Genomic DNA, 25,877 nt, shown 5'->3' with positions numbered 1-25,877 from the left:
TTTTGGGTTTCTTTTAAGTTATCCCGGTTCCGCCATACGACACCGAATTGTAGGAGCTGGCTTGCCAGCGAAAGCGGTGGGGCAGTCGACATATTTATCGCCTGAACGGGCCTTTTCGCTGGCAAGCCAGCTCCTACAGGGAAATGCGTCAGCGGCCGTTACCGCAGCAACGGATAAACCCCCAATTCAACCACTCACCCCAAAGCGATACAAAAACACATACGACACGTTATTATATGTTTGATATTAATTTCTGTATCGCTTATAAAGTTCTCCATGCCCTCGACAAGATTCAAGGCGGGAGACCCCAAATGTACGCACAGCTCGTAGAAACCGGCGTAAAGCGCATCAAAGACCTCTCGGAAATGTCCGACCAGGAACGCGCCTTCCAGGAAAAAATCGATTCAGAAATCAAGATCGAAGCTAAAAACTGGATGCCTGATGCCTATCGCCAAACCCTGATCCGCCAGATCTCCCAGCACGCCCACTCGGAAATCGTCGGCATGCTGCCCGAAGGCAATTGGGTCACCCGCGCACCGTCGCTCAAACGCAAGCTGCAACTGATGGCCAAGATCCAGGACGAAGCCGGCCACGGCCTGTACCTGTACAGCGCCATGGAAACCCTCGGCGCCGACCGCGACGAAGAAATCGCCAAGCTGCACAGCGGCAAGGCCAAGTACTCGAGCATTTTCAATTACCCGACGTTGAACTGGGCCGACATGGGCGCGGTGGGCTGGCTGGTGGATGGTGCTGCCATCGTCAATCAGGTGGTGTTGCAGCGCACCTCTTACGGCCCCTACTCCCGGGCCATGGTGCGGATCTGCAAGGAAGAAAGTTTCCACCAGCGCCAGGGCTACGAAATCCTCCTGACCATGATGCGCCACGGCAATCAGGCTCAAAAAGACATGGTCCAGGACGCGATCAACCGCCTGTGGTGGCCGTCGCTGATGATGTTCGGTCCGAGCGACGAACACTCGCCGAACAGCGCCCAATCCATGGCGTGGAAAATCAAGCGCCAGAGCAACGACGAACTGCGCCAGCGCTTCATCGACCAAACCATCCCGCAACTGGAATTGCTAGGCTGCACTTGCCCCGATCCGGACCTGAAGTGGAACGCCGAACGCAGTCATTACGACTTCGGTGAAATCCAGTGGAGTGAATTCTACGAAGTCCTCAAGGGCAACGGTCCGTGCAACCAGGAACGTGTGGCCACCCGCCGCAAAGCCATTGAAGACGGTGCCTGGGTCCGCGAAGCCGCGGTCGCCCACGCTCGCAAAAAACAGAACAAGAACGCCGCCTGATCGGCCACCTGATGTGGAGTCACTGCAATGTCTGAATGGACCCTTTTTGAAGTCTTCGTGCGCAGCAAGCACGGCCTCAACCACAAACATGTCGGCAGCGTGCATGCCGCCGACACCACCATGGCCATCGAGAACGCGCGCGAGTTGTACACCCGCCGTAGCGAAGGCGTGAGCCTGTGGGTGGTGCCTTCGGCGCTGATCACCGCCTCCTCCCCGGATGAAAAAGACCAGCTGTTCGACCCGGCGGACGACAAGGTCTATCGCCACGCCAGTTTCTACGAGCTGCCGGCCGAAGTCGGGCACATGTGAGGTCGACCATGAACAATAAGACTGATCTGATCGAATACCTGCTGCACCTCGGCGACAGCGCCCTGATCCAGGGCCAGCGCCTGTGCCAATGGTGCGGCAAGGCCCCGGCGCTGGAGGAAGAACTGGCGCTGATGAACGTCGGCCTCGACCTTGTTGGTCAGGCACGCAATTGGCTGGACTACGCCGCCGAACTGCTGGACGACGGTCGCGACGCCGATCACCTGGCGTTCCGCCGCGATGAGCGCGCCTATCGCAATCTGCTGCTGGTGGAACAACCCAACGGCGATTACGCCGTGACCATCCTCAAGCAATTTCTGTACGACGCCTGGCACCTGCAAGTGCTCAGCGGACTGAGCCAGTCCAGCGACGAGCGCATTGCCGGGATTGCCGCCAAAGCGCTGAAGGAAGTCACCTATCACCTACGCCGCTCCGGCGAGTGGGTTGAGCGTTTGGGTGACGGCACCGAGGAAAGCCACAAGCGCATGCTCGCGGCCATTCCTGAGGTGTGGCGTTTCACCGTCGAACTGACCAGCGCCGATGACAGCGAACAACGCCTGTGCGAGGCCGGCATCACCCCGGACACCGCGCAAGTAGCCGCAGCGTGGCAAGCCAAGGTCAGCGAAATCTTCGCCAGCGCCACCCTGCCCGTGCCCGCCGCGCCGAGCTATTTCTACCTGAATGCACGCAAGGGCCTGCACACCGAACACCTCGGCATTCTGCTGGCCGAGATGCAGTTCCTGCCCCGAGCGTACCCCGATGCGACCTGGTGAGCTGATCGCCAGCGACCAGGGCGCACGGCCGGCACAGCCGACCGACCTGGCCGCCGCGTGGGCGACCTTAGCGCAAGTCATGGACCCGGAAGTGCCGGTGGTCAGCGTGGTCGACCTCGGCATCGTTCGCTATCTCGACTGGCAGGCCGGGCATCTGCACGTGGTGGTCACACCGACCTACTCCGGCTGCCCCGCCACCGAAGTGATCGAAAGCGATATTCGCGACGCGCTGGAACTCGCCGGGTTCAAGGCGCCCCAACTGCAGCGCAAATTGACCCCGGCCTGGACCACCGACTGGATCACCGACATTGGCCGCGAACGCCTGCGCGCCTATGGCATCGCACCGCCCGACGGCAGCACCAGCAAACGCAGCCTGCTTGGCGAAAGCCCGGTGATCGCTTGCCCGCAATGCGGCAGCACGCACACCGAAGTGCTCAGCGAGTTCGGCTCCACCGCCTGCAAGGCGTTGTACCGCTGCTGCGATTGCCGGGAACCGTTCGATTATTTCAAGTGCATCTGAGCGGCGATCGACCGTCCCAGCTGGAGAATAAAAATGAGTAAATTTCACAGCCTGACCATCAAGGACGTGCGCACCGAGACCCGTGATGCGGTGTCCATCGCCTTCGAGATTCCGCAGCACCTGCAAGACAGTTTTCACTTCACCCAGGGCCAGCACCTGGTGATGCGCACGCAGATGGACGGCGAAGAAGTGCGCCGTTCGTATTCGATTTGCACCGGGGTCAATGACGGTGAACTGCGCATCGCCATCAAGCGCGTGGCCGGCGGACGTTTTTCCGCGTTTGCCAACGAACAGCTGAAGGCCGGGCACAGCCTGGAAGTGATGCCGCCGGCCGGGCACTTTCATGTCGAACTCGATCCGACTCGCCATGGCAACTACCTGGCCGTTGCGGCGGGCAGTGGCATCACACCGATCCTCTCGATCATCAAGACCACCCTGCAAACCGAACCGCACAGCCGCGTCACGCTGCTGTATGGCAACCGCTCAAGCTCCGGCGCGTTGTTCCGCGAACAACTCGAAGACCTGAAAAACCGCTACTTGCAGCGCTTGAACCTGATCTTCGTGTTCAGCCGCGAGCAGCAGGATGTCGACTTGTACAACGGCCGGATCAACGCCGAGAAGTGCGAGCAACTGTTCAGCCACTGGCTCGACGTCAAAGCCCTCGATGCCGCCTTCATCTGCGGCCCGCAGGAGATGACCGAAACCGTGCGCGACAGCCTGAAAGCCAAAGGCATGCCGGCTGAGCGTATCCACTTCGAACTGTTTGCCGCTGCCGGCAGCCAGCAAAAACGCGAAGCCCGCGAGGCCCGCGAGGCCGCTCGCCAGGTTGATGCGGCGGTCAGCCAGATCACCGTGATCAGCGACGGTCGCGCCCTGGCCTTCGATCTGCCGCGCAACACACAGAGCATCCTCGATGCCGGCAACGCCCAAGGCGCCGAACTGCCCTATTCGTGCAAGGCCGGGGTGTGCTCGACCTGCAAATGCAAGGTCATCGAAGGCGAAGTGGAAATGGACAGCAACCACGCCCTGGAAGATTACGAAGTCGCCGCCGGCTATGTGCTGTCGTGCCAGGCATTCCCGATCAGCGACAAGGTCGTACTGGATTTCGACCAACTCTGATTTCAGCCCCACCCGAAACCTGTAGGAGCGAGGCTTGCCCGCGAAGAGGCCATCAGATTCACCCTCGATGTCGCCTGATATTCCGCTTTCGCGGGCAAGCCTCGCTCCTACAGAGGCCGGGGCATTACCCACAACCTGCTTCACCCCACAACAAAAACAACAAAACGAGAGCGCGCCATGCCCCCCAAAGACGTAGAACTCATCCGCCAGCACCCCGACTTCATCCAGTTGGTACGCCGCAAACAAAACCTGTACTGGTCGCTGTCGCTGATCATGCTGGTGATCTATTTCGGCTTCGTCCTGCTGGTGGCGTTCTCCCCCAGCACCCTCGGCCAATCCCTGAGCGGCGGCGTAACCAGCGTGGGCATGCTGGTCGGGGTGGTGATCGTGGTGTTGGCGTTCGCGCTGACGGGTTTCTACGTCTATCGCGCCAACAACGTGATCGATCCGCTCAACGAAAAGCTGAAACAGGAGTGCGCACGATGAGCCGGCTTCTTGGGTTTTTCCTGCTGCCTCTGGCCTTTGTCGCTGACTTTGCGGCAGCCGCCGACGGCGCGTCCCGCCCGCTGAACTGGAACGCGATCGGCATGTTCCTGGTGTTCGTCCTGTTCACCCTCGGCGTCACGCGTTGGGCTGCGTTGCGCACCCGCTCCGCCAGTGATTTCTACACCGCGGGCGGTGGCATGACCGGTTTCCAGAACGGCCTGGCAATCGCCGGCGACATGATCTCCGCAGCCTCCTTCCTCGGCATCTCGGCGATGATGTTCCTCAACGGTTACGACGGTTTGCTCTACGCACTGGGCGTGTTGGCGGGCTGGCCGATCATTCTGTTCCTGATCGCCGAACGCTTGCGCAACCTTGGTAAATACACCTTCGCCGATGTGGTTTCCTATCGCCTGGAACAAACCCCGGTGCGCCTGACCTCGGCCTTCGGCACCCTGACCGTAGCCCTGATGTACTTGGTGGCACAGATGGTCGGCGCCGGTAAGCTGATCGAGTTGCTGTTCGGCATCGATTACCTCTACGCGGTGATGCTGGTCGGCGTGCTGATGGTGTTTTACGTAACCTTCGGCGGCATGCTCGCCACCACGTGGGTGCAGATCATCAAAGCGGTGATGCTGCTGTTCGGCACCACGTTCATGGCCTTCATGGTGCTCAAGCATTTCGGTTTCAGCACCGAAGCGATGTTCGCCGGCGCCACCGCCGTGCACGCCAAAGGCAACGCGATCATGGCGCCGGGCGGTTTGCTGTCCAACCCGATCGATGCGATCTCTTTGGGGCTGGGCATGATGTTCGGCACGGCTGGCCTGCCGCACATCCTGATGCGTTTCTTCACTGTCAGCGATGCCAAGGAAGCGCGTAAAAGCGTGTTCTACGCCACCGGTTTCATCGGCTATTTCTACTTGCTGCTGATCATCGTCGGCTTCGGCGCCATCGTCATGGTCGGCACCGATCCAACGTTCCGCGATGCCAGCGGCGCGATCATCGGCGGCGGCAACATGATCGCCGTGCACCTGGCGCAAGCCGTCGGCGGCAACCTGTTCCTCGGCTTTATCTCGGCGGTGGCCTTCGCCACCATTCTGGCGGTGGTCGCCGGGTTGGCGTTGTCCGGCGCGTCGGCGGTGTCCCACGATTTGTATGCCTGCGTGATGCGCAAGGGCCAGGCCAGCGAGCAGCAGGAAATTCGCGTCTCGCGGATCGCCACGCTGTGCATCGGCGTGCTGGCAATCATCCTTGGCTTGCTGTTCGAATCGCAGAACATCGCGTTCCTCTCCGGCCTGGTGCTGGCCATTGCCGCGTCGGTGAATTTCCCGGTGCTGTTCCTCTCGATGTACTGGAAAGGCCTGACTACTCGCGGCGCGGTCACCGGCAGCCTGGCAGGGCTGACCTCGGCGATTGTCCTGCTGGTACTGAGCCCGGCGGTGTGGGTCAACGTACTGCATCACGACAAAGCCCTGTTCCCCTACTCCAACCCGGCGCTGTTCTCCATGAGCTTGGCGTTCTTAAGCGCCTGGGTATTTTCCGTCACCGACACCTCGCCCCGTGCCTCCCTTGAGCGTGGCCGTTATCTGGCGCAGTTCATCCGTTCGATGACCGGCATCGGAGCCTCCGGCGCCAGCAAGCACTAAACAACGATCGATCCGATGTCAGGGAATAAAAATAATGAAGCCCGCACGTACCGCACCTTACGAATCACTGTTTTCGTTAGCCGCCGCATTGAGTCTGCCGATGGTCGCGCCCTGCGCCATGGCCGACTTCATCGACGACAGCAAGGCCCGTATTGAAATGCGCAACCACTACATCAACCGCGATTTCCGTCAGGACAACGCGCCGCAATCCAAGGCCGAGGAATGGGCGCAGGGCTTCACCGCGCGCATCGAGTCCGGGTTCACCGACGGCACCTTCGGCTTTGGTCTCGACGCGCTTGGAGAGCTTGGATTGAAACTCGATTCCAGCGCGGATCGCCGTGGCACCGGGCTGTTGCCGTTTGGCCCGAACAGCCATGAGCCGGCCGACGAGTTCAGCCAATTGGGGCTGACCGGCAAGCTGCGGGTGTCCAAAAGCGTGTTGAAACTCGGCACCCTGCAACCTTTGCTGCCGGTGGCGACCTACAACGACACCCGCCTGCTGGGTTCGACTTTTGAGGGCGGATTACTGACCAGCCAGGAAATCAGTGGCCTGACGGTCAACGCCGGGCGCCTGACCAAAGCCAACCTGCGGGACTCCTCCAGCAACGATGACATCGGCTACGGCGCCGCCAGCAGCGACCACTTCGACTTCGCTGGCGGCAGTTACGCCTTCAGCCCGCAACTGAACCTGAGCTACTACTACGGCAAGCTCGATCAAATCTATCGTCAGCAGTTCGTCGGGCTGGTGCACACCCAACCGCTGGGCAACGGTTTCAACCTGCGCAGCGACATTCGCTATTTCGACAGTCGGGGCGATGGCGCCGAGCGTGCCGGGCGCATCGACAACCGCAACTTCAACAGCATGTTCACAGTGTCCCACGGTGCCCACAAGGTCAGTGCTACCTATCAGCAGTTGTCCGGCGACAGCGCCTTTCCGTTCCTCAACGGCGGCGATCCGTACGTGGTCAACCTGGTGACCTTCAACACCTACACCCGTGCCGACGAGGACTCCTGGCAGCTGCGTTACGACTATGACTTCGCGGCGCAAGGCATCCCCGGCCTGACCTTCATGACCCGGTACACCGACGGCAACCACGTCAAGGCCGGCAGCGTCGACAACGGCCGCGAGCGGGAACGCGACACCGACATCAGTTACGTGATCCAGAGCGGCGTGTTCAAGGACGTCAGCCTGCGCTGGCGCAACGTGACCTTCCGTTCCGGCAATGGCTTGACCACCGACCTCGACGAGAACCGGCTGATTGTCGGTTACACCCTGGCACTTTGGTAATCCCTGAATGGCGCGGTCACGGTCGCGCCAAAACCTTTCACAACCAGGAGCAATCGTGATGCCTCACGCCCCTACCCTGCAAAGTTTCATCGCCGGTCGCTGGATCGGTAAACACGGTGCCCAAGAGCTGCGCAGCGCCATCGACGGTCATGAGATTGCGCGTACCCATGAAGAACGCCCGGACTTCGCCGAAGCCATCGAGCACGGTCGCCGCCAAGGCGTCAGCGGGTTGATGGCACTGGACTTCCAGCAACGGGCGCAGCGTCTCAAGGCCCTGGCCTTGTACCTGAGCGAACGCAAAGAACAGCTCTACGCGATCTCCCACCACAGCGGCGCCACCCGCGCCGACAGCTGGATCGACATCGAAGGCGGTAACAGCACGCTGTTCACCTACGCCAGCCTCGGTTCCCGAGAATTGCCATCGGGCAACATCGTCCACGAAGGCCCGGCGATGCCGCTGAGCAAACTCGGCACCTTCGCCGGCACCCACATTCTGGTGCCACGCGGCGGCCTGGCGGTGCACATCAATGCTTTCAACTTCCCGATCTGGGGCATGCTGGAAAAATTCGCGCCGAGCTTTCTCGCCGGCATGCCGTGCATCGTCAAACCGGCCAGCGCCACCAGCTACCTGACCGAAGCCGTGGTGCGGCTGATGGATGAATCCGGTTTGCTCCCGGCGGGCAGCCTGCAATTGATCATCGGCAGCACCGGAGACTTGCTGGATCGCCTGCAAGGCCAGGACGTGGTGACCTTCACCGGTTCCGCCGACACCGCCGCCAAACTTCGCGTCAACCCGAACCTGATCCGCAACTCGGTGCCGTTCAACGCCGAAGCCGACTCGCTGAACTGCGCAATCCTCGCCCCGGACGTGACCCCGGACGACGAAGAGTTCGAGCTGTTCATCAAGGAAGTCGCTCGCGAGATGACCACCAAGGCCGGGCAGAAATGCACCGCCATCCGCCGCGCGATTGTCCCGGCCAAACACATTGATGCGGTCGCCACTCGCTTGCGGGATCGACTGAAAAAAGTCGTGGTCGGCGACCCGTCGGTGGAAGGTGTCCGCATGGGTCCGCTGGCCTCCCACGATCAGCAAAAAGACGTCGCCGAGCGTCTTGAAAGCCTGTTGCAGAGCAGCGATATGTTGTTCGGCGCCCGCGACGGTTTCGAACCGCGCGGTGAAAACGTCAGCCAGGGTGCGTTCTTCGCGCCGACCCTGCTGCAGGCCCGCGACCCGCACGCCGAAGGTGGCGCTCACGACATCGAGGCGTTCGGCCCGGTCAGCACCCTGATGGCCTACGACGATCTCGATGAAGCACTGGTCCTGGCCGCTCGCGGCAAAGGCAGCCTGGTGGCCAGTTTGATCACCAAAGACCCACAGATCGCCGCCAAGGCTATCCCGGTCGCCGCTGCCTGGCACGGCCGCTTGCTGGTGCTGGATCGCGAATCCGCCGCCGAATCCACCGGCCACGGCTCGCCCCTGCCGCAACTCAAACACGGCGGCCCAGGTCGTGCCGGCGGTGGTGAAGAACTCGGCGGCTTGCGCGCGGTGAAACACTACCTGCAACGCGCGGCGGTGCAAGGCTCGCCAACCATGCTCGCCGCCGTCACCGGCGAATACGTGCGCGGCGCCAAAGTCATCGAAACCGAAGTGCACCCGTTCCGCCGCTTCTTCCAGGATTTGCAGATCGGCGAATCGCTGCTGACCCACCGTCGTACCGTGACCGAGGCCGATCTGGTGAACTTCGGTTGCCTGTCCGGCGATCACTTCTACATGCATTTCGACGACATCGCTGCCAAGGAATCGCAATTCGGCAAACGCATCGCCCACGGTTACTTCGTGCTGTCGGCAGCAGCCGGCCTGTTCGTGTCCCCGGCACCGGGCCCGGTCCTGGCCAACTACGGCCTCGACACCCTGCGCTTCATCAACCCGGTCGGCATCGGCGACACCATCCAGGCGCGCCTGACCTGCAAACGCAAAATCGACCAGGGCAAAAAGAGCCCGCAAGGCATTCCGCAAGGCGTGGTGGCGTGGGATGTGGAAGTGACCAATCAATTGGGAGAACTAGTGGCCAGCTATGACATTTTGACTTTGGTGGTGAAGCGCGAGGAGTAATCCGACCAAAGCCTTGAATGGCCAAGCCCGCTTTCGCAGCCCCACACACGTTGTGGGGATGCATCTAACTCGAGCAGGCACCTAGCGACGCGCCGTCATTTACGAGTGATTCGTGCACCGCGAATGACAGTCAATAACTGAAATCATGCCCCAACTCTTTCTGCATCCATTCCAGGAATCGTCTGACCCGAGGAAAGTTTGAGTGGGCCCTTGGGAAAACCAAATGGTGCGCAGTAATCGAAGCGCTCAGCTCCGGTGCTACCTCTACCAAAGCACCGCGCGCGAGATAATCCTGCGCCAGCAGCGTGCTTTCCAGAGCAAAGCCAAGCCCATGGCTGGCAGCCTCGAGCGTCATGTAAGACCGGTCGAAACTCAGAGAATACGGCTTTTCAGGACGCGACAAACCGTGTTGTGCAAACAACTGTGGCCATTTGATCAGCGTGGCTTCTGACAGAATCAGATTGCTGTCCAGCAAATCCGCAACAACTCGGATGGGGCGTTTTTCCAATAACTTCGGGGAAGCCATCACCGCAATCTTTTCATTGCGCATCGTCCGCACTTCGTAGCTGGGCCAATTGGGCATCCCATGGCGGATGTCCACATCGATCTTGTCTCGACTGAAATGCAGTGATTCGTAGGAACACGAGAGGTTGAGCTGAATATCGGGATGACTCTGGCGAAACTGCTCCAGACGCGGCATCAGCCATAACAGGCCAAAACTGGGCGACGAATGCAATCGCAGACAATCAAGACTGACGTCACTGGCGGCGCGTTCGGTGGCCACAGCAAGACTGTGCAGAATGCCGGAAACCTCGGTCAGGTATTGCTCGCCCACCGGCGTCAGCGTCACGCCTCTGGCTGTTCTGAGAAACAACGGCCGACCGATCATCACCTCCAGTTTGGCCAACTGGTGGCTGACCGCCGAGGGTGTCAGGTCGAGCAGTTCCGCCGCGCGCGCGACATTTCCAAAGCGAGCTGTCTGCTCGAAGGCCTGAATGGCTTTCAGGGGTGGCAATATCGGAGGTGCATCGCCGGGTGAACGCATGATTATTGTTATTCCGCTACAGAAGGCATAAGCCGGGCGTTCAGCTATTCAACCATCCCCTCATCTTCTTGGCGAGTGCTGAATTTTTTTCAGCATCCAGTGAGATTCGCGTTATTGCTCAGGGCCGCTGTGGAGAACAAGCTTAGCCATCGATTCGTTTCGAGTCGACCCAATAACAACAATCAGAGGTACCCTCCATGCTTCTTCAAGGCAAGGTCGCGATCATCACCGGTGCAGCTTCAGCACGTGGCATTGGCCGGGCAACAGCGATCACTTTCGCGCAACAAGGCGCTCGCGTCGTGATACTCGATCTAGATGAATCCGCTGCACGTGATGCCGCTGCCTCCCTCGGCGAAGGTCATCTTGGTCTCGCAGCCAACGTCGCTGACGAATCGCAGGTTCAGCAAGCAGTCGCCAAAATCATCGAGCATTTCGGCCGCATCGACATTCTCGTCAACAATGCCGGCATCACCCAACCGCTCAAGACCCTGGACATCCGCCCCTCCGATTACGACAAAGTGCTGGACGTCAGTCTGCGCGGCACTCTGCTCATGTCGCAGGCAGTGATTCCAACCATGCGTAAACAGTCCTCCGGCAGCATCGTGTGCATGTCGTCCGTTTCTGCTCAGCGTGGCGGCGGCATTTTCGGTGGCCCTCATTACAGTGCCGCCAAAGCGGGCGTGTTGGGTCTGGCCAAAGCCATGGCACGGGAACTGGGGCCGGACAAGGTACGCGTCAACTCAATTGCCCCTGGCTTGATTCACACTGACATTACTGGTGGCCTGATGCAGGACGAGCGCCGACACGCGATCATCGATGGCATCCCGTTGGGACGCCTGGGTGAAGCCCAGGATGTGGCGAACGCGGCACTGTTCCTGGCCAGTGACCTGTCCTCCTACCTGACCGGTATCACGCTGGATGTGAACGGCGGCATGCTTATTCACTGACGACACCTGGCGGGCCTGCGGCCCGTGCGGTTCTGGATCGACGATGCAGCCGGGCCTTAGGCCTGGCGATCAATAAAAACAAGAGATCGGACCATCATGACAACCCTGTCGCTTGAAGCGGTTTCGACCGTGCGCTCCAACGCCTACCGTAAAACCGCGTGGCGTCTGATGCCTTTCCTGATGCTGTGCTACCTGTGTGCTTACCTTGATCGGGTCAACGTCGGCTTTGCCAAGCTGCAAATGATGAACGATCTGGCGCTCAGCGAAACGGTCTATGGACTGGGCGCGGGCATGTTCTTCATCGGTTACTTCCTCTGCGAAGTCCCTAGCAACATCATTCTCCACAAGGTCGGTGCGCGGGTCTGGATCGCTCGCATCATGATCACCTGGGGCATTGTTTCTGCCCTGTTCGCCTTCGTCGAAACCGCTTGGCAATTCTATGCGCTGCGCTTTCTGCTGGGCATTGCCGAAGCGGGCTTGGCGCCTGGACTGTTGCTGTACCTGACCTACTGGTTTCCGTCCTATCGCCGTGCCCGCATGACCGTGTTGTGGTTTATCGCGATTCCGCTATCTGGAATGGTCGGTGGCCCCCTCTCGGGCTGGATTATGACCCACTTCGCAGGTATGCATGGCTGGGCCGGATGGCAATGGATGTTCGTGCTGGAGGCCATCCCCACCGTCTTGGTTGGACTGTTGGTGTTGAGCTATCTCAAGGATGGCGTGCATCAAGCCAACTGGCTCCACGATGAAGAAAAAGCGCTTATCACTCGCGAATTGGCCGAGGATGACCAGAAAAAAGTCACACATGCGTCTGTGGGCGAATTCATCCGCGACCGTCGTCTCTGGTTACTGGCCGCCATCTACTTCTGTGTCGTGATGGGACAGTACGCAATTACCTTTTGGCTGCCGACCCTGGTGCGAAACGCAGGAGTGTCCGACCCGATGAAAATCGGCGTGCTGACCAGCCTGCCCTACCTCTGTGCAATTGTGGCCATGCTGTATGCCGGACGCAGCGGCGACAAACATCGCGAGCGTCGCTGGCACCTGATCGTCCCAATGATCGCGGGGGCTATCGGCCTGAGCCTGGCGGCTCTGATGGGCGGAAACGTGACGCTTTCCATTCTCAGTCTTTGCCTGGCCGCTTCCGGAATTCTGTCTGCAACCTCGATGTTCTGGATGCTGCCTACCACGTTGCTCGGTGGGGTATCTGCCGCAGCCGGCATCGCGGCCGTCAATAGCTTCGCCAACCTCGCCGGGTTCTGCTCGCCTTACCTGATCGGCTGGATCACCACACAGACCGGCTCCAGTGCCATCGGCATGTACCTGATCACCGGCGTACTGCTGTTCGGCGCCACGCTGGTGCTGCGCATCCCCGCCGCCTTGGTCAATCGTTGATCTATTGGAGTTTTCACCATGACTGCTAATCCTGCATTCGCGACATCCACGACTCTGGCGCAACGTGCCCACAACATCCGCCGCCACGCATTGCGCATGGGGCAGGTTCAGGGACAAGGCTATGTCGGCCAGGCCCTCGGCGCTGCCGACTTGCTGGCGGTGTCCTATTTCCATGCTCTGAGCTATCGACCAGAAGACCCGGAATGGGAGGAGCGTGATCGCTTCTATCTCTCGATCGGTCACTACGCGATTGCACTGTATGCGGCGTTGATCGAAGCCGAAATTATTCCGCTGGAAGAACTGGAAACCTACGGATCGGATGACAGCCGCCTGCCCATGTCGGGCATGGCCACCTACACCCCGGGGATGGAGATCACGGGGGGCTCACTGGGCCAGGGTTTGGGGATCGCGGTAGGCGCCTGCCTGGGCCTCAAACGCAAAGGCTCACCCTCCTTCGTCTACAACCTGTTGTCGGACGGCGAGCTGAATGAAGGCTCGACCTGGGAAGCCGTGATGTCGGCGTCGCATTGGAAACTCGACAACTTGATCGCGATTGTCGACGTCAACAACCAGCAAGCCGATGGCTATTCAAGTGAAATCCTGTCGTTCGAGCCGATCGTCGATCGCTGGCAGGCGTTTGGCTGGTTCACCCAGCGGGTCGACGGCAATGATCTTGATGCATTGGTCGCAGCGTTTGACGCCGCGCGCAACCATCCCGGAACCCAGCCACGGGTCATCATCTGCGATACCCGCATGGGCAAGGGTGTGCCGTTTCTGGAAACCCGCGAAAAGACGCATTTCATCCGCGTGGAAGAACACGAATGGGACCTGGCACTGAGCAACCTTGAAGAAGGAAAAAACCAATGAGTAACGCAGCCAACAATCCGACTTCGACGGGCGAACCGGCCAAAAAGCGCCTCACCACCTCGGCGATGATCGCCTCGATTGCCTCCGAAGGCCAAGCCACAAAATCCGCGCCTTTTGGACATGCGTTAGCCGCGCTGGCGGATCAGCGTCCGGATATCGTTGGTATGTCCGCCGACTTGTCCAAGTACACCGACCTCCACATCTTCGCCAAGGCGCATCCAGATCGCTTCTATCAAATGGGCATGGCTGAGCAACTGCTGATGAGTGCGGCAGCGGGTATGGCCCGGGAAGGTTTCGTACCCTTTGCCACAACCTACGCCGTGTTCGCTTCGCGCCGCGCCTATGACTTCATCTGCATGGCGATTGCTGAAGAGAACCTCAACGTCAAGATCGTCTGTGGCTTGCCCGGCCTCACCACCGGTTACGGCCCAAGCCACCAAGCCACGGATGACCTAGCGATCTTCCGCGCCATGCCCAACCTGATGATCGTCGACCCGTGCGATGCGCTTGAAATCGAACAGGCCGTGCCCGCCATCGCAGCGCACCAAGGCCCGGTTTACATGCGCTTGCTACGCGGAAATGTGCCGCTGGTGCTGGATGAATACGGCTACAAATTCGAGATCGGCAAAGCCAAGACCCTGCGTACCGGTAACGATGTTCTGATCATCTCCACCGGTTTGATGACCATGCGCGCACTGGAGGCTGCTAAAGAGCTGCAAGCGGATGGCGTTGATGTCGCTGTGTTGCACGTGCCGACGATCAAGCCCCTGGATGAACAAACCATTCTTGCTGAAGCGAGGAAGTCCGGTCGATTGGTGGTGACCGCAGAGAACCACTCCATTATCGGCGGACTGGGTGAAGCCGTTGCCGGGGTGTTACTGCGCAATGGGGTGACACCGACCTTCAGACAAATCGCGTTGCCTGATGCATTCCTGGATGCGGGTGCATTACCGACACTGCACGATCGCTACGGCATTTCGACTCAGGCTGTCAGCGCTCAGATCAAAGCCTGGCTTTGACCACAGACACCGGCAGCACCCACAACCGCAGACTCAATCGAACGGTTTGAAAACCTGAATCTGCACCCAGATAGCGGCCTCTGGAGACAGCGGTCGCTATTCAAATACGTGCAAGTCCCCTGCCCCGCGAGCATCGACACCGCAGCGTCGGTTCCAAGGCCAAGCCATTAACGGCTGGTAGCGCCCTGCAGAAAAAACTGCATAACCTGCGTCGCCATCCCCACCCGGGCGACCCGCCCACGCCGTTCTGCATCGACAAATCCGTAAATGATCGAGGCAAACATCTCTGTCAGCACCTGGGCACTGATGTCGATGCGAAACACCCCTTCGTGCTGACCACGCAGAAAAAAATCGTCTAGCGCGTCCAAGTAAGGCTGCCAGCGACTGCCGCTTGCGCATTCATCCAGTGAGTCAGGCCGCCAGTGGAAGGCCAGGAAAGCCAGAAGTTCACGGTGGGTCAAATGGCTTTCGATAAGGCGCTGGAGGGCCTCAAGAGGCGGTGCCTCCTGCAGGTTCGCGTTATCCATGACCTGATTGATCACAATAGAGCCGTAATTGAACAGCATCTCAATGAGGTTGTTACGCGTGCCACAGAAGCGATTCAACGTGGCCTTGCTCACCCCTGCGGCTTCAGCGATGTCTTTGAACGTCCCTGCCGGGTGATCGACCATGGCAATGGCCAGGGCCTTCAACAGTTTCTCGTTCGCTGCGGATAAATCCATTAGGCGTTTCTTCGATTATCAGAATGACGTGCGAGCCATTGTGCAGAAATGGCTCATCTTCTCAAGCGCCATGGCGAAATTGCTCACAAAAGCATCTTATGAGTCAATATTGACTCATTTGACAAAATAAACAATCATTCGCATCTTTAGCAGCTAATGGGCGTGGCCCAGGTGAAAGATGAGTACGTCGCGCAGATGGCAAGTGGTTCCGGTACTCCCTTTATTGGCCGCATTGAGCCTGGCAGGTTGTGAAAAGCCGCCGCAGGGTTGGGGCGGACCCGGGGGGCCGCGTGAAGTCGAAGCGATGACAGTCAGCAGCGAACCACTGACCCTGATCGCACAACTACCGGGGCGTGTAGAGCCGGTGCGCGTGGCTGAAGTGCGCGCACGGGTAGCGGGCATCGTGCTGGCTCGGCATTTCGAGGAAGGCGCGGATGTTAAAGCCGGCGATCTGCTGTTTCAGATCGACCCGGCGCCGTTCAAGGCTGCGCTCTCGCGGGCTCAGGGCGAGCTGGCCAAGACCGATGCTGCGCTGTTCCAGGCTCAGACGACCGTCAAGCGTTATGAACCGCTGGTCAAGATCGAGGCCGTCAGCCAGCAGGACTTCGATACCGCCAAAGCGGCCCTGCAAAGCGCTCTGGCAGCCAAGCGCTCGGCCCAGGCCGATATCGAGACAGCCAGGCTGAACCTCGGCTACTCCACGGTCAAAGCCCCGATCGCCGGACGCATCGGCCGAGCCCTGGTCACCGAGGGAGCATTGGTCGGTCAAGGCGACGCAACCATGATGGCGCGCATCCAGCAACTGGACCCGATCTACGTCGACTTCACCCAACCCGCGGCCGATGCATTACGTATGCGCGCCGCCATCGAACAGGGGCGCCTTACCGGCAATGCTGAAACCCCGCTGACCCTGAGCGTCGAAGGCTCAGAGCACCAGAGTCAGGGCGAGCTGCTGTTCTCCGATGTCGCCGTGGACCGCGCCACCGGCCAGATCTCGCTGCGCGGGCGCTTCGCCAACCCGGGAACGGCGCTGCTGCCGGGCATGTACGTGCGCGTCAGTGCGCCACAAGGCCTGGACAAGGCCGCCATTCTGATACCGCAACGCGCCGTGCAGCGCTCTGCCGATGGTCAGGCACGAGTGCTGGTCATCGGCCAGGACCAGACAATCGAAGCCAAACCGGTGAACACCGGCGCCATGCAGGGCTCCCGCTGGCAGATCACCAAGGGACTGGTCGTGGGTGACCAGATCGTCACCGGCGCAATGAACGGCATCAATCCGGGCGACAAAGTCATTGCCAAATCGCTGACTACCCAGCAGGCCAAGGTCCAGTAAGGGCGTAGCGCTCAAGGAAACGACATGTCTCAGTTTTTTATCCGACGCCCGAATTTTGCCTGGGTCGTCGCGTTGTTCATCATGCTCGCCGGTCTGCTGGTCATCCCTTTGCTTCCGGTGGCCCAGTACCCGGTCGTCGCGCCACCGCAGATCACCATTACCGCCAACTACCCGGGCGCCTCGGCGAAAGTCCTGGTGGATTCGGTCACCAGCGTCATCGAGGAAGAACTCAATGGCGCCAAGGGCTTGCTCTATTACGAGTCCACCAGCAACTCCAACGGTACCGGCGAGATCGTCGTGACCTTCGAACCCGGCACCAGCCCACCGCTGGCCCAGGTCGATGTCCAGAACCGAATCAAGAAAGCCGAGGCTCGCCTGCCCAAGGCCGTGCTCGATCTGGGCCTGCAGGTCGAGCAAGCCAGCTCCGGCTTTCTGATGATTTACACCCTGAGCTATAAAGGCGACAGCGCAGACAAGGACACCGTCGCCCTCGCCGACTACGCCGCGCGCAACGTCAACAATGAAATCAGTCGCGTCAAAGGTGTCGGTCGGCTGCAGTTTTTCGCGGCTGAAGCCGCCATGCGGGTCTGGATCGATCCGCAGAAGTTGATCGGTTATGGGCTGTCCATCGACGATGTGAATGCGGCGATCCGCACGCAGAACGTCCAGGTGCCGGCCGGCAGTTTCGGCAGCACTCCCGGCTCGTCGCAACAGGAATTGACCGCGACCCTGGCGGTCAAGGGTACGCTGGACAACCCGGAGGAATTCGGTCGGATCGTCCTGCGCGCCAAACAGGACGGTTCGACGGTGCGCCTGGCCGATGTGGCGCGGATCGCCGTGGGCAGTCAAAGCTACAACTTCGAGTCGCGCCTCAACGGCAAGCCTGCCGTTGCCGCCGCAGTGCAACTTGCCCCCGGCGCCAATGCCATTGCAACGGTGGCGGCAGTCAAGCAACGCCTAAACGAACTCTCAGTCAATCTGCCCAGCGATGCCGAGTTCTCCGTTCCCTACGACACCTCGCGCTTTGTCGACGTAGCCATCGACAAAGTGATCTACACCCTGATCGAAGCCATGGTCCTGGTGTTCCTGGTGATGTTCCTGTTTCTGCAGAACATCCGCTACACGTTGATCCCTGGCATCGTGGTGCCGGTCTGCCTGCTGGGCACCCTGACCTTCATGTACTTGCTGGGTTTCTCGGTGAACATGATGACCATGTTCGGCATGGTGCTGGCCATCGGCATCCTGGTGGACGACGCCATCGTGGTGGTGGAGAACGTCGAGCGGATCATGGCCGAGGAAGGACTCAGCCCCGCTGCGGCGACGGTCAAGGCGATGGGCCAGGTGTCGGGGGCAATCATCGGCATCACCCTGGTCCTGTCGGCGGTGTTCTTGCCGCTGGCCTTTATGTCCGGGTCGGTGGGCGTGATCTATCAGCAGTTTTCCTTGTCCCTGGCGGTGTCCATTCTGTTTTCCGGTTTTCTGGCCCTCACCTTCACCCCGGCGCTGTGCGCCACCCTGCTCAAACCCGTCCCGGCCGGGCATCACGAAAAGCGCGGTTTCTTCGGCGCGTTCAACCGGGGCTTCAACCGCCTTACACAACGCTATGAGCGCCTCAATACCCAACTGGTCAAACGCACCGGGCGCTACATGCTGATCTATGCCGGCATCGTCGCTCTGTTGGGCTTTTTCTACCTGCGCCTGCCCGAGTCTTTCGTCCCGGTGGAGGACCAGGGCTACCTGATTATCGATGTCCAGCTCCCTCCTGGAGCCACCCGTAACCGCACTGACCAGACGGCCCGAGAGCTGGAACGCTACATGATGTCCCGGGACACCACAGCCTCGATGACCATGTTGTTGGGTTTCAGTTTTTCCGGCCAGGGCGAAAACGCCGGCCTCGCCTTTCCGACGTTGAAAGATTGGTCGGAACGCGGCAAGGGTCAGTCGGCGACGGATGAGGCGGCAGCCTTCAACCAGCAGTTTTCCAGCCTGAATGACGGCGCCGTCATGGCTGTGAGCCCTCCACCGATTGAGGGCATGGGCACTTCCGGCGGCTTCGCCCTGCGCCTGCAGGACCGTGCCGGGCTTGGCCGGGAAGCCCTGCTGGCAGCCCGAGACCAGTTGCTGGGCAAGGCCAACGGCAATCCGAAGATTCTCTACACGATTATGGAAGGCCTGGCTGAAGCACCGCAGTTGCGCCTGGATATCGATCGGGAGAAGGCCCGAGCGCTAGGGGTGAGTTTCGATTCGATCAACAACGCTCTGTCAACGGCGTTCGGCTCCACGGTGATCAATGACTTCGCGAATGCCGGCCGCCTGCAACGCGTGGTGGTGCAAGCCGAACAGGCCGCCCGCATGACACCCGAAAGCGTGCTCAAGCTGTATGTCCCCAACGACAGCAATGCCTTGGTGCCGCTGAGCGCGTTTGTTTCTACCCGCTGGGAGGACGGCGCGGTACAGATCGCCCGCTACAACGGCTACCCGGCCATCAAGATCGCCGGGGATGCGGCGCCCGGCGTCAGCACCGGCGAGGCCATGGCCGAGCTGGAACGCCTGGCCGCCGAACTGCCGCCAGGCATAGGTTACGAATGGACGGGTCTGTCCTATCAGGAGAAGGTCGCCAGCGGCCAGGCCTTGATGGTCTTCGCCCTGGCCTTCCTGGTGGTGTTTCTGTTGCTGGTGGCGCTCTATGAGAGTTGGGCCATCCCGTTGACAGTCATGCTGATCGTGCCTGTCGGTGCCTTTGGCGCCGTGCTGGCCGTGACCGCCGTCGGCATGCCCAACGACGTCTACTTCAAGGTCGGCCTGATCACCATCATCGGCCTGGCGGCGAAAAACGCGATCCTGATTGTTGAGTTTGCCAAGGAGGTATGGGAACAAGGCGTCCCCGTGCGCGAGGCGGCGATACAGGCTGCGCGCTTGCGCTTTCGACCCATTGTGATGACTTCGATGGCTTTTATCCTTGGCGTCGTCCCGCTCACTCTCGCTACAGGAGCCGGCGCTGCCAGCCAGCGCGCCATTGGCACCGGGGTGATTGGCGGCATGCTCAGCGCCACCTTGCTGGGGGTGATTTTCGTGCCGGTGTTCTTCGTCTCCGTGTTGTCCTGGCTGCAACGCAAACCTCAACCATCAGCCTCTGGCGAAACCCGGACCACGGAGTAACCCCTATGCACTCGAGTAACCTGCGCTGGTCCACCGTAGCGACACTGAGTATCGTACTGGGGGGCTGCTCGCTGGCCCCCGACTACCAACGGCCCGATTCGCCGGTGGCGGTGCAATGGAGCGACGCGTCAGCGCCAACACCTGGAAGCACCGCCGTCGATGCCGACACCCTGAACTGGCAAGCCTTCATCGTCGACCCGCAACTGCGCCGGGCAGTGGCAGCCGCCCTGGAGAATAATCGCAGTCTGCGTCAGGCGCTGCTGGACATCGACGCAGCGCGCGCCCAATACCGGATCCAGCGCGCCGACCGAGTACCGTCGCTCAACGCCACCGCTACCGGCAATCGCCAGCGCCTGCCCGGTGACCTTTCAACCACAAGCAACCCGCCGGTCAACAGCACTTATCAGGTTGGACTTGGGCTCAGTGAGTTCGAAATCGATCTGTTCGGCCGAGTGCGCAATCTGTCCGACGCAGCACTGGAACAATACCTGGCGACCGCAGAAGCGACACGCGGCACGCAAATCGCCCTGGTGGCCGAAATCACCCAGGCCTACTTGACCCGTGACGGCGCACAACGGCGCCTGGCGCTTACCCGACAGACACTTGAGACGCGCATGGCCTCGCTGGAACTGATAACCCAGCGACGCAAGGCCGGCACCGCCACGGCACTGGATTTTCAAGAGGCCCTGGGGCTGACCGAACAGGCCCGGGCCGACCTGGAAAGCACCGATCGAGAGCTGCGTCAGGCCGGCCATGCCCTACAACTGCTGATCGGGACCCAGGATGCAGCGAGTTACCTTCCCGCCAGAACGCAGGATGAGCTGTTGCTGGTGCAGGACATTGAACCCGGCACCTCGTCGACACTGATCGAACGGCGTCCGGATATTCTGGCCAGCGAACACCGACTCAAGGCGCGCAATGCCGATATCGGCGCCGCCAGGGCGGCCTTCTTCCCGCGCCTGTCACTGACCGGTTCCTTCGGAAGCTCCAGCAAGGAGCTGTCCGGTTTGTTCGACGGCGGCTCGAACGCCTGGACATTCGCCCCGAGCCTGTCGTTGCCGATCTTCGCCGGCGGGCGTAACCGCGCCGGCCTGGACCTGGCCAAGGTGCGCAAGGATTCGGCAGTAGCCGACTACGAAGGCACTATCCAGAACGCCTTCCGCGAGGTCGCCGATAGCCTCGCTGCCACCGATACGCTGCGCCGTGAGGAACTCGCCCGCCGGGCCTTGGCCGACTCCAGTCAAGAAGCGCTGAAACTGGCCAAAGAGCGTTACGAAGGCGGAGTGGATACCCATCTGCGCTATCTGGATGCCCAACGCAGTGCCTTCAGCGATCAATCGACGCTGATTCAAGTCAGCACCGAGCGTCAGATCGCGCTGACCAATCTGTTTAAAAGTCTGGGTGGTGGCTGGCGCACCGATGCAGTCGAGTATCGCAATAACTGAGCAAAGCGACTTTTCTTCGACCACCCCAGGAGGGTCAATGAATACTGAACGTGATTATCTGAAGATCGGTCCCGACGAACTCGACGTAACTTCTCTAGCGGAGTTGATCCAGGGGCAGCCGCTGCCCCTCTGGTTCGCCAGTGTCGACTTCAGTGGGCAGGAGCTTTCACGGGTAAACCTGCAAGGCGCACGCTTCGAACGCTGTCTCTTCGCCGGCAGCAACCTCACCGCCGCTAAACTCGATAACACCGAGTGGCTGAATTGCCGGGCTGCACAAGCGAAGTTTCGCTCGGCAACCCTGGTAGACGCCAGGTTCATCGGTTCCGATCTGAACAATACACAGTGGCAGCACAGCAAGCTGGCTCACGCCTCCTTTGATGGTTGCAAGCTGACGGGGGCCAATTTCATTGACGCCTCTACCCTGGGCTTGAATTTCTCCGACTCTGTGCTGCGCAGCGCCAGCCTGTCCGGTATCTCATTCTACAAATCGCAGCTGCGTGGCCTCGATTTTGCCGACGCGGACCTGAGTTACTGCGACTTTCGTCATGCCGTCTTTCTTGAGGGCGGGAGCTTGTCGCTGGCTCGGGTCAATAACGCTCGATTCGACCAGGCGGATTTACGGGAGGCGAGTTTAGATGGATTACGTCTTGTCGATGCGAAGATGTTCAAGGGCGCCATTATTTCCAAGAGCCAGGCTTCGATGCTTCTATCAGGGCTAGGACTAACGGTGATGTAGAGCTCTTCAATCAACAAATCTACCAAGTCTTAAGCGAACACTGAATTCTAAAAACCCCATACAGAACGCTAATAAATAGAGTACATAGAAAAAAGGAGATCACTTAGCATGTATGCGCACAGAAGCTGCAGCCCTAACGCGAAAATATTTTATCACCCAATTGACGCCGCATTATGTTGGTGCAACTTGATAGAACATGAAACACAAATCCTGGTCGCCTCGATAGATAACTCTATTGCCATATTGCCATATTGCCATATTGCCTTTTGCGAAACCCCTCTCATCAGCTCTTTCGCTACATTGAAAAGCGCTTGCGCGTTATATTCGTGAGTAGGCGGTCTCAAGGAGCCCGCCAAAGACTTCAATTCGATATGTAACCGGTATCGGTGATATCTCGATTTTTTTGGTGAAATTTTTTCCGGCGCGATCGCCATGGCCGTGAACTCGCCAATCCCTGCCAACGACGCCTGATCGCCTAACATTTTATCCGGCAACCGCGTTAACAGCAGATGTCTACTTTTTGGTTCTGCACCGATCCAATTGTCAATCAATGCATCAGTACAGGCACTCAGCGAAGCTGAGGCCAACCTCTAAAGTCGGAGGGTAGCGAGCATCCATAGTTTAATTGCTGGCAACTAGGTGGAATACTCACATATTTAACCTGGCTCGTTTCGCTTACCCTAAACACGCACAGCAGCACAACAAGTGAAAAAACCGCGAATGAGATTAGCATTGTTTTTATTCTCATTTCTCTGCCTACCAAATAGTCCAATTTTTTATTTCACCGCTACCCTTTGCAACCGCTCACCTATCTCTTAAATGTTACATGGCTCATTTTCTCTTGTGAAACGACCTTGAGCACCTCGATTTCAGAATGAGTGTGGATCATTGGTTTCGAGAGTCGACTGCCCCTTACTGATATCTATCAACCGCTTGGAATACCGAAAATGGAGGGCAGGCTGGCGACCGCGGAGTAATCAACGGGGGCGAAGGCAACGATGGTCCCGACCGCCAGGCCGGGCGCAATTTCAACCCTCCTTCCGACCAGCTCGGTGCGCTCGGCCTCCAGCAGCAGTTCGGGATCAACGATCCGAGCATAGGATCGGTCGCCCGTTGGCAGGTCGCAAATTGCCGCGCCATGACTTGGCACGCCCTCGCGATCGTACATGACCGTATAGGTTGCGATTTTGGCGGGCCCGACATAGTCGTCGTCGATCTGGAACTGCGGGATGGCGTCCAGTGCTGCCTGCACGGCTGGCTGATCAGGCTGGCGCACATCGGGGCCGGGCGGGGTCGTCGAATAGATGGAATAGACATGGTTGGACATCATCATACCCAGCCCGCTGACAAGGCCCTTCGTGCCCGGATTGGCGCGCAACATTCCCGCCATCCGGCCAATGGACGTGAGGACGAAACTACTTCCAGGTCCGCCTGCATAGGGCAGGCCGCCGGTTACGGTGACAGCCTCACCGGGACGATCCGGCACGCCAAGCGCGTCACGCCCGAAATTCACCGCCGCGGCAAAGCAGCTATAGAGATCCACATGGTCGATGTCGTTCATCGTCAGGCCCGCGCTGTGGAGTACCGCTCGGCTCGCGGCTTCCATGGCGGGTGACTTCCACAATTCAGGGCGCACGGCGATATACACCGGATCCTCGGCATAGCAGGATGTCCAAGGATAGACGCGCTGTTCGCGTGGAACACCGTTCGCGTCCGCCCATTCTTCGCTTGCGATCAGCAATCCAGCGCAGATATCGACATCCATGATCGCCACCATATGCTTCGTGTATGGATAGGCGATGAGGCGATTGTCCGGACGTGGCGTGACGAGGAAATCGGTGGAGCGCTGCTCACCGAACCAGGCATGGGGGTTGCGCGCTGCTACGGATGTCATGGCGCAGAGTGTCTGCCCAAGTTGCTGGCGATAGACGTCGGGGGCGATGCCAAGATGCGCACGACGGGCAATATCACGCATCGCGAACCCATAGACAGCGCCTATGCCCTCAGTCAGCCCAATGGCCGCCTCGCCGGGATGTTGATGCTTATCGATATCGAACCAGTGTCCCGGGCCGTCGGCATGCGCGTGACTCCAGGGCGGTATGGTTCCCTGCTTGTGATAGTGCCGCATCGTCGCGAGCGCCTCGCCCCCGCATACCAGAGCCAGCGACGCCTGCCTCTGGCGGATCGCATCAAAGGCATTGTTGGCCAATGACTGGGGAGATGTTCCACTCGGCGGGCCCAGCAGTCTGACCTTCGGGTCGGCGCCCAGCCGTTCAGCCAATCGGGCGACGGGATCGTCATAACGCCAAGTCATGCAGTCGGTGATGTACAAGGCATCGATTTGTGCCAGCGCGTCGTCGCTCACGCCGCTGTCGCGCGCGGCCGAACGCGCTACTTCTTCCCATGCCGCAAGCGGCTCGGGTCCAGGTTGCTGGCCGCGATGAACCGTTTTTTGCGCGACACCGATGATGACAGGGGTTTGGGGGGCGATAGAGTTCATTGGCGGCCTATTGAATGCGGTGTTGGACACAACTCTTGCGCAAAACCGAGCGCATAGGGCAGACGTAGCCCATACACGGCGCACGCCGTGCCCGCAAAGAGGCGTTCGCGATCCTCCAGGCTGAAATCCTGCACGATCTTCTTGAAGCTGTTCCAAAGTACCGAATAGGGTATTCGCGGCAAATCGACGGGGAAATTGCTTTCAAACATGCATCGTTCAGGGCCGAAGAGGTCTATCGTCGTCAGCACATGGTCACGCTGAAGCTCTGCAACCTGATCGGACGTACATGGAAGCATGACATCGGGTGCGGCCAGCCCGGTGAACTCCATGTTCAGCCCGCCGATCTTGACGAAGACATTGTCCAGCTGCGCGAGAGTCCGCATTTTTTCCCGCCAATCCCGAAAACCTTCGTCGCGCGCCATTGCGTAGCGCCCGACCCCGATAGGGTAGCCAGCATGATTGATGACGATGCGCGAATCGGGAAATGCGCTGGCGAGATCGAACAATTCGCCAAGCTGTGACTGGAAGAACGCCGCCTCGAAACATAGGCCAGCCTTGCCAAGTTCCGCGAAACCCTCCCTGAAAGCGGGGAGCATCGCTTCGCCGGAGGGAGAACCGCTATGTTGCGGCACGTCCGGGTCATAGCTGACGCGATGTCTAATGCCGACCAAGCGATCAGGGGCGGCAGCGCGGTGAGCCGCCAATATTTCGGCCACTGCCGAGCCCATTAGCAGGTCCGCCTTCGCGACTATGCCAGAGCAAGCCCCGGCTGCCTTGCCGCCAAGCGCATCGGCGGAGCGCCCGAACTTCTCGATATATTCGGTCTCTCCCACAAGACGCAAATGCTCAGGGCCTTCGGTACGATAGTGGGATTGCGCTTCGACATAAATCGTCGCTACCACATTGTGACCAGAGCCGGTCTTGTCCGCGAGAACGTCGTCCTCATCATAGGAAGGAAAAAAAGGAGCCGGAGGTGTGGCCCATAGATGGTGGTGAGCATCAATGATGGGGAGATCGGGAGTCAGAATTGGCTCACCCCGATTTTTATCGTTCATTTCCGTCATGGTATAAATGCCTCCGGATCCGTTTCGATTACACTTCGGTTCGATCTGTGATTTATCAATTCCTCGCGCGCCCCGTGCAGGTCTGCTCGGAGCCTC

21 protein-coding genes are annotated in these 25,877 nt (G+C 59.7%); 17 read left to right on the top strand and 4 right to left on the bottom strand.

Going from position 1 to position 25,877, the window contains the following annotated elements:
* Positions 1-311: 311 nt before the first annotated feature.
* The 9 genes from paaA to paaZ all read left to right on the top strand — a co-directional run bounded on the left by paaA (position 312) and on the right by paaZ (position 9,549).
* Entirely contained in the window at positions 312-1,301 is a 990-nt protein-coding gene (gene paaA / locus AC07XF_RS00685; RefSeq protein ID WP_495024984.1) for a 1,2-phenylacetyl-CoA epoxidase subunit PaaA, read from the top strand.
* A 27-nt stretch (positions 1,302-1,328) separates the two neighbouring features.
* Entirely contained in the window at positions 1,329-1,610 is a 282-nt protein-coding gene (paaB, locus tag AC07XF_RS00680) for a 1,2-phenylacetyl-CoA epoxidase subunit PaaB (protein WP_495024983.1), read from the top strand.
* Between the two features lie 8 nt (positions 1,611-1,618).
* Positions 1,619-2,380: a 1,2-phenylacetyl-CoA epoxidase subunit PaaC gene (gene paaC / locus AC07XF_RS00675; RefSeq protein ID WP_495024982.1), complete on the top strand. Its 762-nt coding sequence runs from the start codon at positions 1,619-1,621 to the stop codon at positions 2,378-2,380.
* Positions 2,367-2,900, top strand: a complete 534-nt coding sequence (gene paaD / locus AC07XF_RS00670; RefSeq protein WP_495024981.1) for a 1,2-phenylacetyl-CoA epoxidase subunit PaaD — start codon at positions 2,367-2,369, stop codon at positions 2,898-2,900. The genes paaC and paaD overlap by 14 nt, the downstream gene beginning before the upstream one ends.
* A gap of 33 nt (positions 2,901-2,933) precedes the next feature.
* Positions 2,934-4,019 carry a 1,2-phenylacetyl-CoA epoxidase subunit PaaE gene (gene paaE / locus AC07XF_RS00665; protein WP_495024980.1) on the top strand — a complete coding sequence of 362 codons (1,086 nt, stop codon included), beginning with the start codon at positions 2,934-2,936 and terminating at the stop codon, positions 4,017-4,019.
* 177 nt (positions 4,020-4,196) lie between these two features.
* On the top strand, positions 4,197-4,505 hold the full coding sequence (locus AC07XF_RS00660) for a DUF485 domain-containing protein (protein WP_495024979.1): 309 nt from the start codon (positions 4,197-4,199) through the stop codon (positions 4,503-4,505).
* Entirely contained in the window at positions 4,502-6,148 is a 1,647-nt protein-coding gene (locus AC07XF_RS00655) for a cation acetate symporter (RefSeq protein ID WP_495024978.1), read from the top strand. Before AC07XF_RS00660 ends, AC07XF_RS00655 begins: the two co-directional genes overlap by 4 nt.
* 34 nt (positions 6,149-6,182) lie before the next feature.
* Positions 6,183-7,436, top strand: coding sequence for an OprD family porin (locus AC07XF_RS00650; protein ID WP_495024977.1), 1,254 nt, complete (start codon positions 6,183-6,185; stop codon positions 7,434-7,436).
* A gap of 58 nt (positions 7,437-7,494) precedes the next feature.
* Positions 7,495-9,549 carry a phenylacetic acid degradation bifunctional protein PaaZ gene (paaZ, locus tag AC07XF_RS00645; protein WP_495024976.1) on the top strand — a complete coding sequence of 685 codons (2,055 nt, stop codon included), beginning with the start codon at positions 7,495-7,497 and terminating at the stop codon, positions 9,547-9,549.
* Between the two features lie 130 nt (positions 9,550-9,679).
* Here paaZ and AC07XF_RS00640 read toward each other — a convergent pair whose 3' ends face one another.
* Positions 9,680-10,594 carry a LysR substrate-binding domain-containing protein gene (locus AC07XF_RS00640; RefSeq protein ID WP_495024975.1) on the bottom strand — a complete coding sequence of 305 codons (915 nt, stop codon included), beginning with the start codon at positions 10,592-10,594 and terminating at the stop codon, positions 9,680-9,682.
* A 197-nt stretch (positions 10,595-10,791) separates the two neighbouring features.
* Between AC07XF_RS00640 and AC07XF_RS00635 the strand changes: the two genes are divergently transcribed.
* From AC07XF_RS00635 to AC07XF_RS00620, 4 genes are all read left to right on the top strand, one after another.
* A complete protein-coding gene (locus AC07XF_RS00635) occupies positions 10,792-11,541 on the top strand; it encodes an SDR family NAD(P)-dependent oxidoreductase (protein ID WP_495024974.1) in 750 nt (249 codons plus the stop codon).
* A 96-nt stretch (positions 11,542-11,637) separates the two neighbouring features.
* Positions 11,638-12,936 (top strand): MFS transporter, encoded by a 1,299-nt coding sequence (locus AC07XF_RS00630; RefSeq protein WP_495024973.1) that lies wholly within the window; start codon positions 11,638-11,640, stop codon positions 12,934-12,936.
* A gap of 18 nt (positions 12,937-12,954) precedes the next feature.
* A complete protein-coding gene (locus AC07XF_RS00625; protein ID WP_495024972.1) occupies positions 12,955-13,803 on the top strand; it encodes a transketolase in 849 nt (282 codons plus the stop codon).
* The gene (locus AC07XF_RS00620) at positions 13,800-14,822 is read left to right on the top strand and encodes a transketolase family protein (protein WP_495024971.1); all 1,023 of its coding nucleotides are present in this window, start codon (positions 13,800-13,802) and stop codon (positions 14,820-14,822) included. Before AC07XF_RS00625 ends, AC07XF_RS00620 begins: the two co-directional genes overlap by 4 nt.
* Positions 14,823-14,989: 167 nt before the next feature.
* Here AC07XF_RS00620 and AC07XF_RS00615 read toward each other — a convergent pair whose 3' ends face one another.
* Entirely contained in the window at positions 14,990-15,544 is a 555-nt protein-coding gene (locus AC07XF_RS00615) for a TetR/AcrR family transcriptional regulator (protein WP_495024970.1), read from the bottom strand.
* 178 nt (positions 15,545-15,722) lie between these two features.
* On the opposite strand from AC07XF_RS00615, the gene AC07XF_RS00610 reads away from it, so the two are divergent.
* The 4 genes from AC07XF_RS00610 to AC07XF_RS00595 are packed head-to-tail and all read left to right on the top strand — an operon-like array spanning position 15,723 to position 22,217.
* Positions 15,723-16,877 carry an efflux RND transporter periplasmic adaptor subunit gene (locus tag AC07XF_RS00610; protein ID WP_495024969.1) on the top strand — a complete coding sequence of 385 codons (1,155 nt, stop codon included), beginning with the start codon at positions 15,723-15,725 and terminating at the stop codon, positions 16,875-16,877.
* Between the two features lie 24 nt (positions 16,878-16,901).
* The gene (locus AC07XF_RS00605; protein ID WP_495024968.1) at positions 16,902-20,036 is read left to right on the top strand and encodes a multidrug efflux RND transporter permease subunit; all 3,135 of its coding nucleotides are present in this window, start codon (positions 16,902-16,904) and stop codon (positions 20,034-20,036) included.
* A gap of 5 nt (positions 20,037-20,041) precedes the next feature.
* Positions 20,042-21,481: an efflux transporter outer membrane subunit gene (locus AC07XF_RS00600; RefSeq protein ID WP_495024967.1), complete on the top strand. Its 1,440-nt coding sequence runs from the start codon at positions 20,042-20,044 to the stop codon at positions 21,479-21,481.
* A gap of 37 nt (positions 21,482-21,518) precedes the next feature.
* On the top strand, positions 21,519-22,217 hold the full coding sequence (locus AC07XF_RS00595) for a pentapeptide repeat-containing protein (protein WP_495024966.1): 699 nt from the start codon (positions 21,519-21,521) through the stop codon (positions 22,215-22,217).
* Positions 22,218-23,142: 925 nt separating this feature from the next.
* Here AC07XF_RS00595 and AC07XF_RS00590 read toward each other — a convergent pair.
* Both AC07XF_RS00590 and AC07XF_RS00585 read right to left on the bottom strand, forming a co-directional pair.
* The gene (locus AC07XF_RS00590; protein ID WP_495024965.1) at positions 23,143-24,717 is read right to left on the bottom strand and encodes a hypothetical protein; all 1,575 of its coding nucleotides are present in this window, start codon (positions 24,715-24,717) and stop codon (positions 23,143-23,145) included.
* The gene (locus tag AC07XF_RS00585; protein ID WP_495024964.1) at positions 24,714-25,781 is read right to left on the bottom strand and encodes an amidohydrolase family protein; all 1,068 of its coding nucleotides are present in this window, start codon (positions 25,779-25,781) and stop codon (positions 24,714-24,716) included. Before AC07XF_RS00585 ends, AC07XF_RS00590 begins: the two co-directional genes overlap by 4 nt.
* Positions 25,782-25,877: the final 96 nt, after the last annotated feature.

This window comes from Pseudomonas sp. GW821-FHT01C01 (assembly GCF_059422645.1).
Note: the sequence above shows the minus strand (reverse complement) of the source record. Positions and strands in the feature narration are given on the sequence as shown.

Excerpts from the sequence above, each read along its gene's own strand:
- paaA (WP_495024984.1), top strand. The coding sequence starts at position 312 with ATGTACGCACAGCTCGTAGAAACCGGCGTAAAGCGCATCAAAGACCTC.
- paaB (WP_495024983.1), top strand. The coding sequence starts at position 1,329 with ATGTCTGAATGGACCCTTTTTGAAGTCTTCGTGCGCAGCAAGCACGGC.
- paaC (WP_495024982.1), top strand. The coding sequence starts at position 1,619 with ATGAACAATAAGACTGATCTGATCGAATACCTGCTGCACCTCGGCGAC.
- paaD (WP_495024981.1), top strand. The coding sequence starts at position 2,367 with ATGCGACCTGGTGAGCTGATCGCCAGCGACCAGGGCGCACGGCCGGCA.
- paaE (WP_495024980.1), top strand. The coding sequence starts at position 2,934 with ATGAGTAAATTTCACAGCCTGACCATCAAGGACGTGCGCACCGAGACC.
- AC07XF_RS00660 (WP_495024979.1), top strand. The coding sequence starts at position 4,197 with ATGCCCCCCAAAGACGTAGAACTCATCCGCCAGCACCCCGACTTCATC.
- AC07XF_RS00655 (WP_495024978.1), top strand. The coding sequence starts at position 4,502 with ATGAGCCGGCTTCTTGGGTTTTTCCTGCTGCCTCTGGCCTTTGTCGCT.
- AC07XF_RS00650 (WP_495024977.1), top strand. The coding sequence starts at position 6,183 with ATGAAGCCCGCACGTACCGCACCTTACGAATCACTGTTTTCGTTAGCC.
- paaZ (WP_495024976.1), top strand. The coding sequence starts at position 7,495 with ATGCCTCACGCCCCTACCCTGCAAAGTTTCATCGCCGGTCGCTGGATC.
- AC07XF_RS00640 (WP_495024975.1), bottom strand. The coding sequence starts at position 10,594 with ATGCGTTCACCCGGCGATGCACCTCCGATATTGCCACCCCTGAAAGCC.
- AC07XF_RS00635 (WP_495024974.1), top strand. The coding sequence starts at position 10,792 with ATGCTTCTTCAAGGCAAGGTCGCGATCATCACCGGTGCAGCTTCAGCA.
- AC07XF_RS00630 (WP_495024973.1), top strand. The coding sequence starts at position 11,638 with ATGACAACCCTGTCGCTTGAAGCGGTTTCGACCGTGCGCTCCAACGCC.
- AC07XF_RS00625 (WP_495024972.1), top strand. The coding sequence starts at position 12,955 with ATGACTGCTAATCCTGCATTCGCGACATCCACGACTCTGGCGCAACGT.
- AC07XF_RS00620 (WP_495024971.1), top strand. The coding sequence starts at position 13,800 with ATGAGTAACGCAGCCAACAATCCGACTTCGACGGGCGAACCGGCCAAA.
- AC07XF_RS00615 (WP_495024970.1), bottom strand. The coding sequence starts at position 15,544 with ATGGATTTATCCGCAGCGAACGAGAAACTGTTGAAGGCCCTGGCCATT.
- AC07XF_RS00610 (WP_495024969.1), top strand. The coding sequence starts at position 15,723 with ATGAGTACGTCGCGCAGATGGCAAGTGGTTCCGGTACTCCCTTTATTG.
- AC07XF_RS00605 (WP_495024968.1), top strand. The coding sequence starts at position 16,902 with ATGTCTCAGTTTTTTATCCGACGCCCGAATTTTGCCTGGGTCGTCGCG.
- AC07XF_RS00600 (WP_495024967.1), top strand. The coding sequence starts at position 20,042 with ATGCACTCGAGTAACCTGCGCTGGTCCACCGTAGCGACACTGAGTATC.
- AC07XF_RS00595 (WP_495024966.1), top strand. The coding sequence starts at position 21,519 with ATGAATACTGAACGTGATTATCTGAAGATCGGTCCCGACGAACTCGAC.
- AC07XF_RS00590 (WP_495024965.1), bottom strand. The coding sequence starts at position 24,717 with ATGAACTCTATCGCCCCCCAAACCCCTGTCATCATCGGTGTCGCGCAA.
- AC07XF_RS00585 (WP_495024964.1), bottom strand. The coding sequence starts at position 25,781 with ATGACGGAAATGAACGATAAAAATCGGGGTGAGCCAATTCTGACTCCC.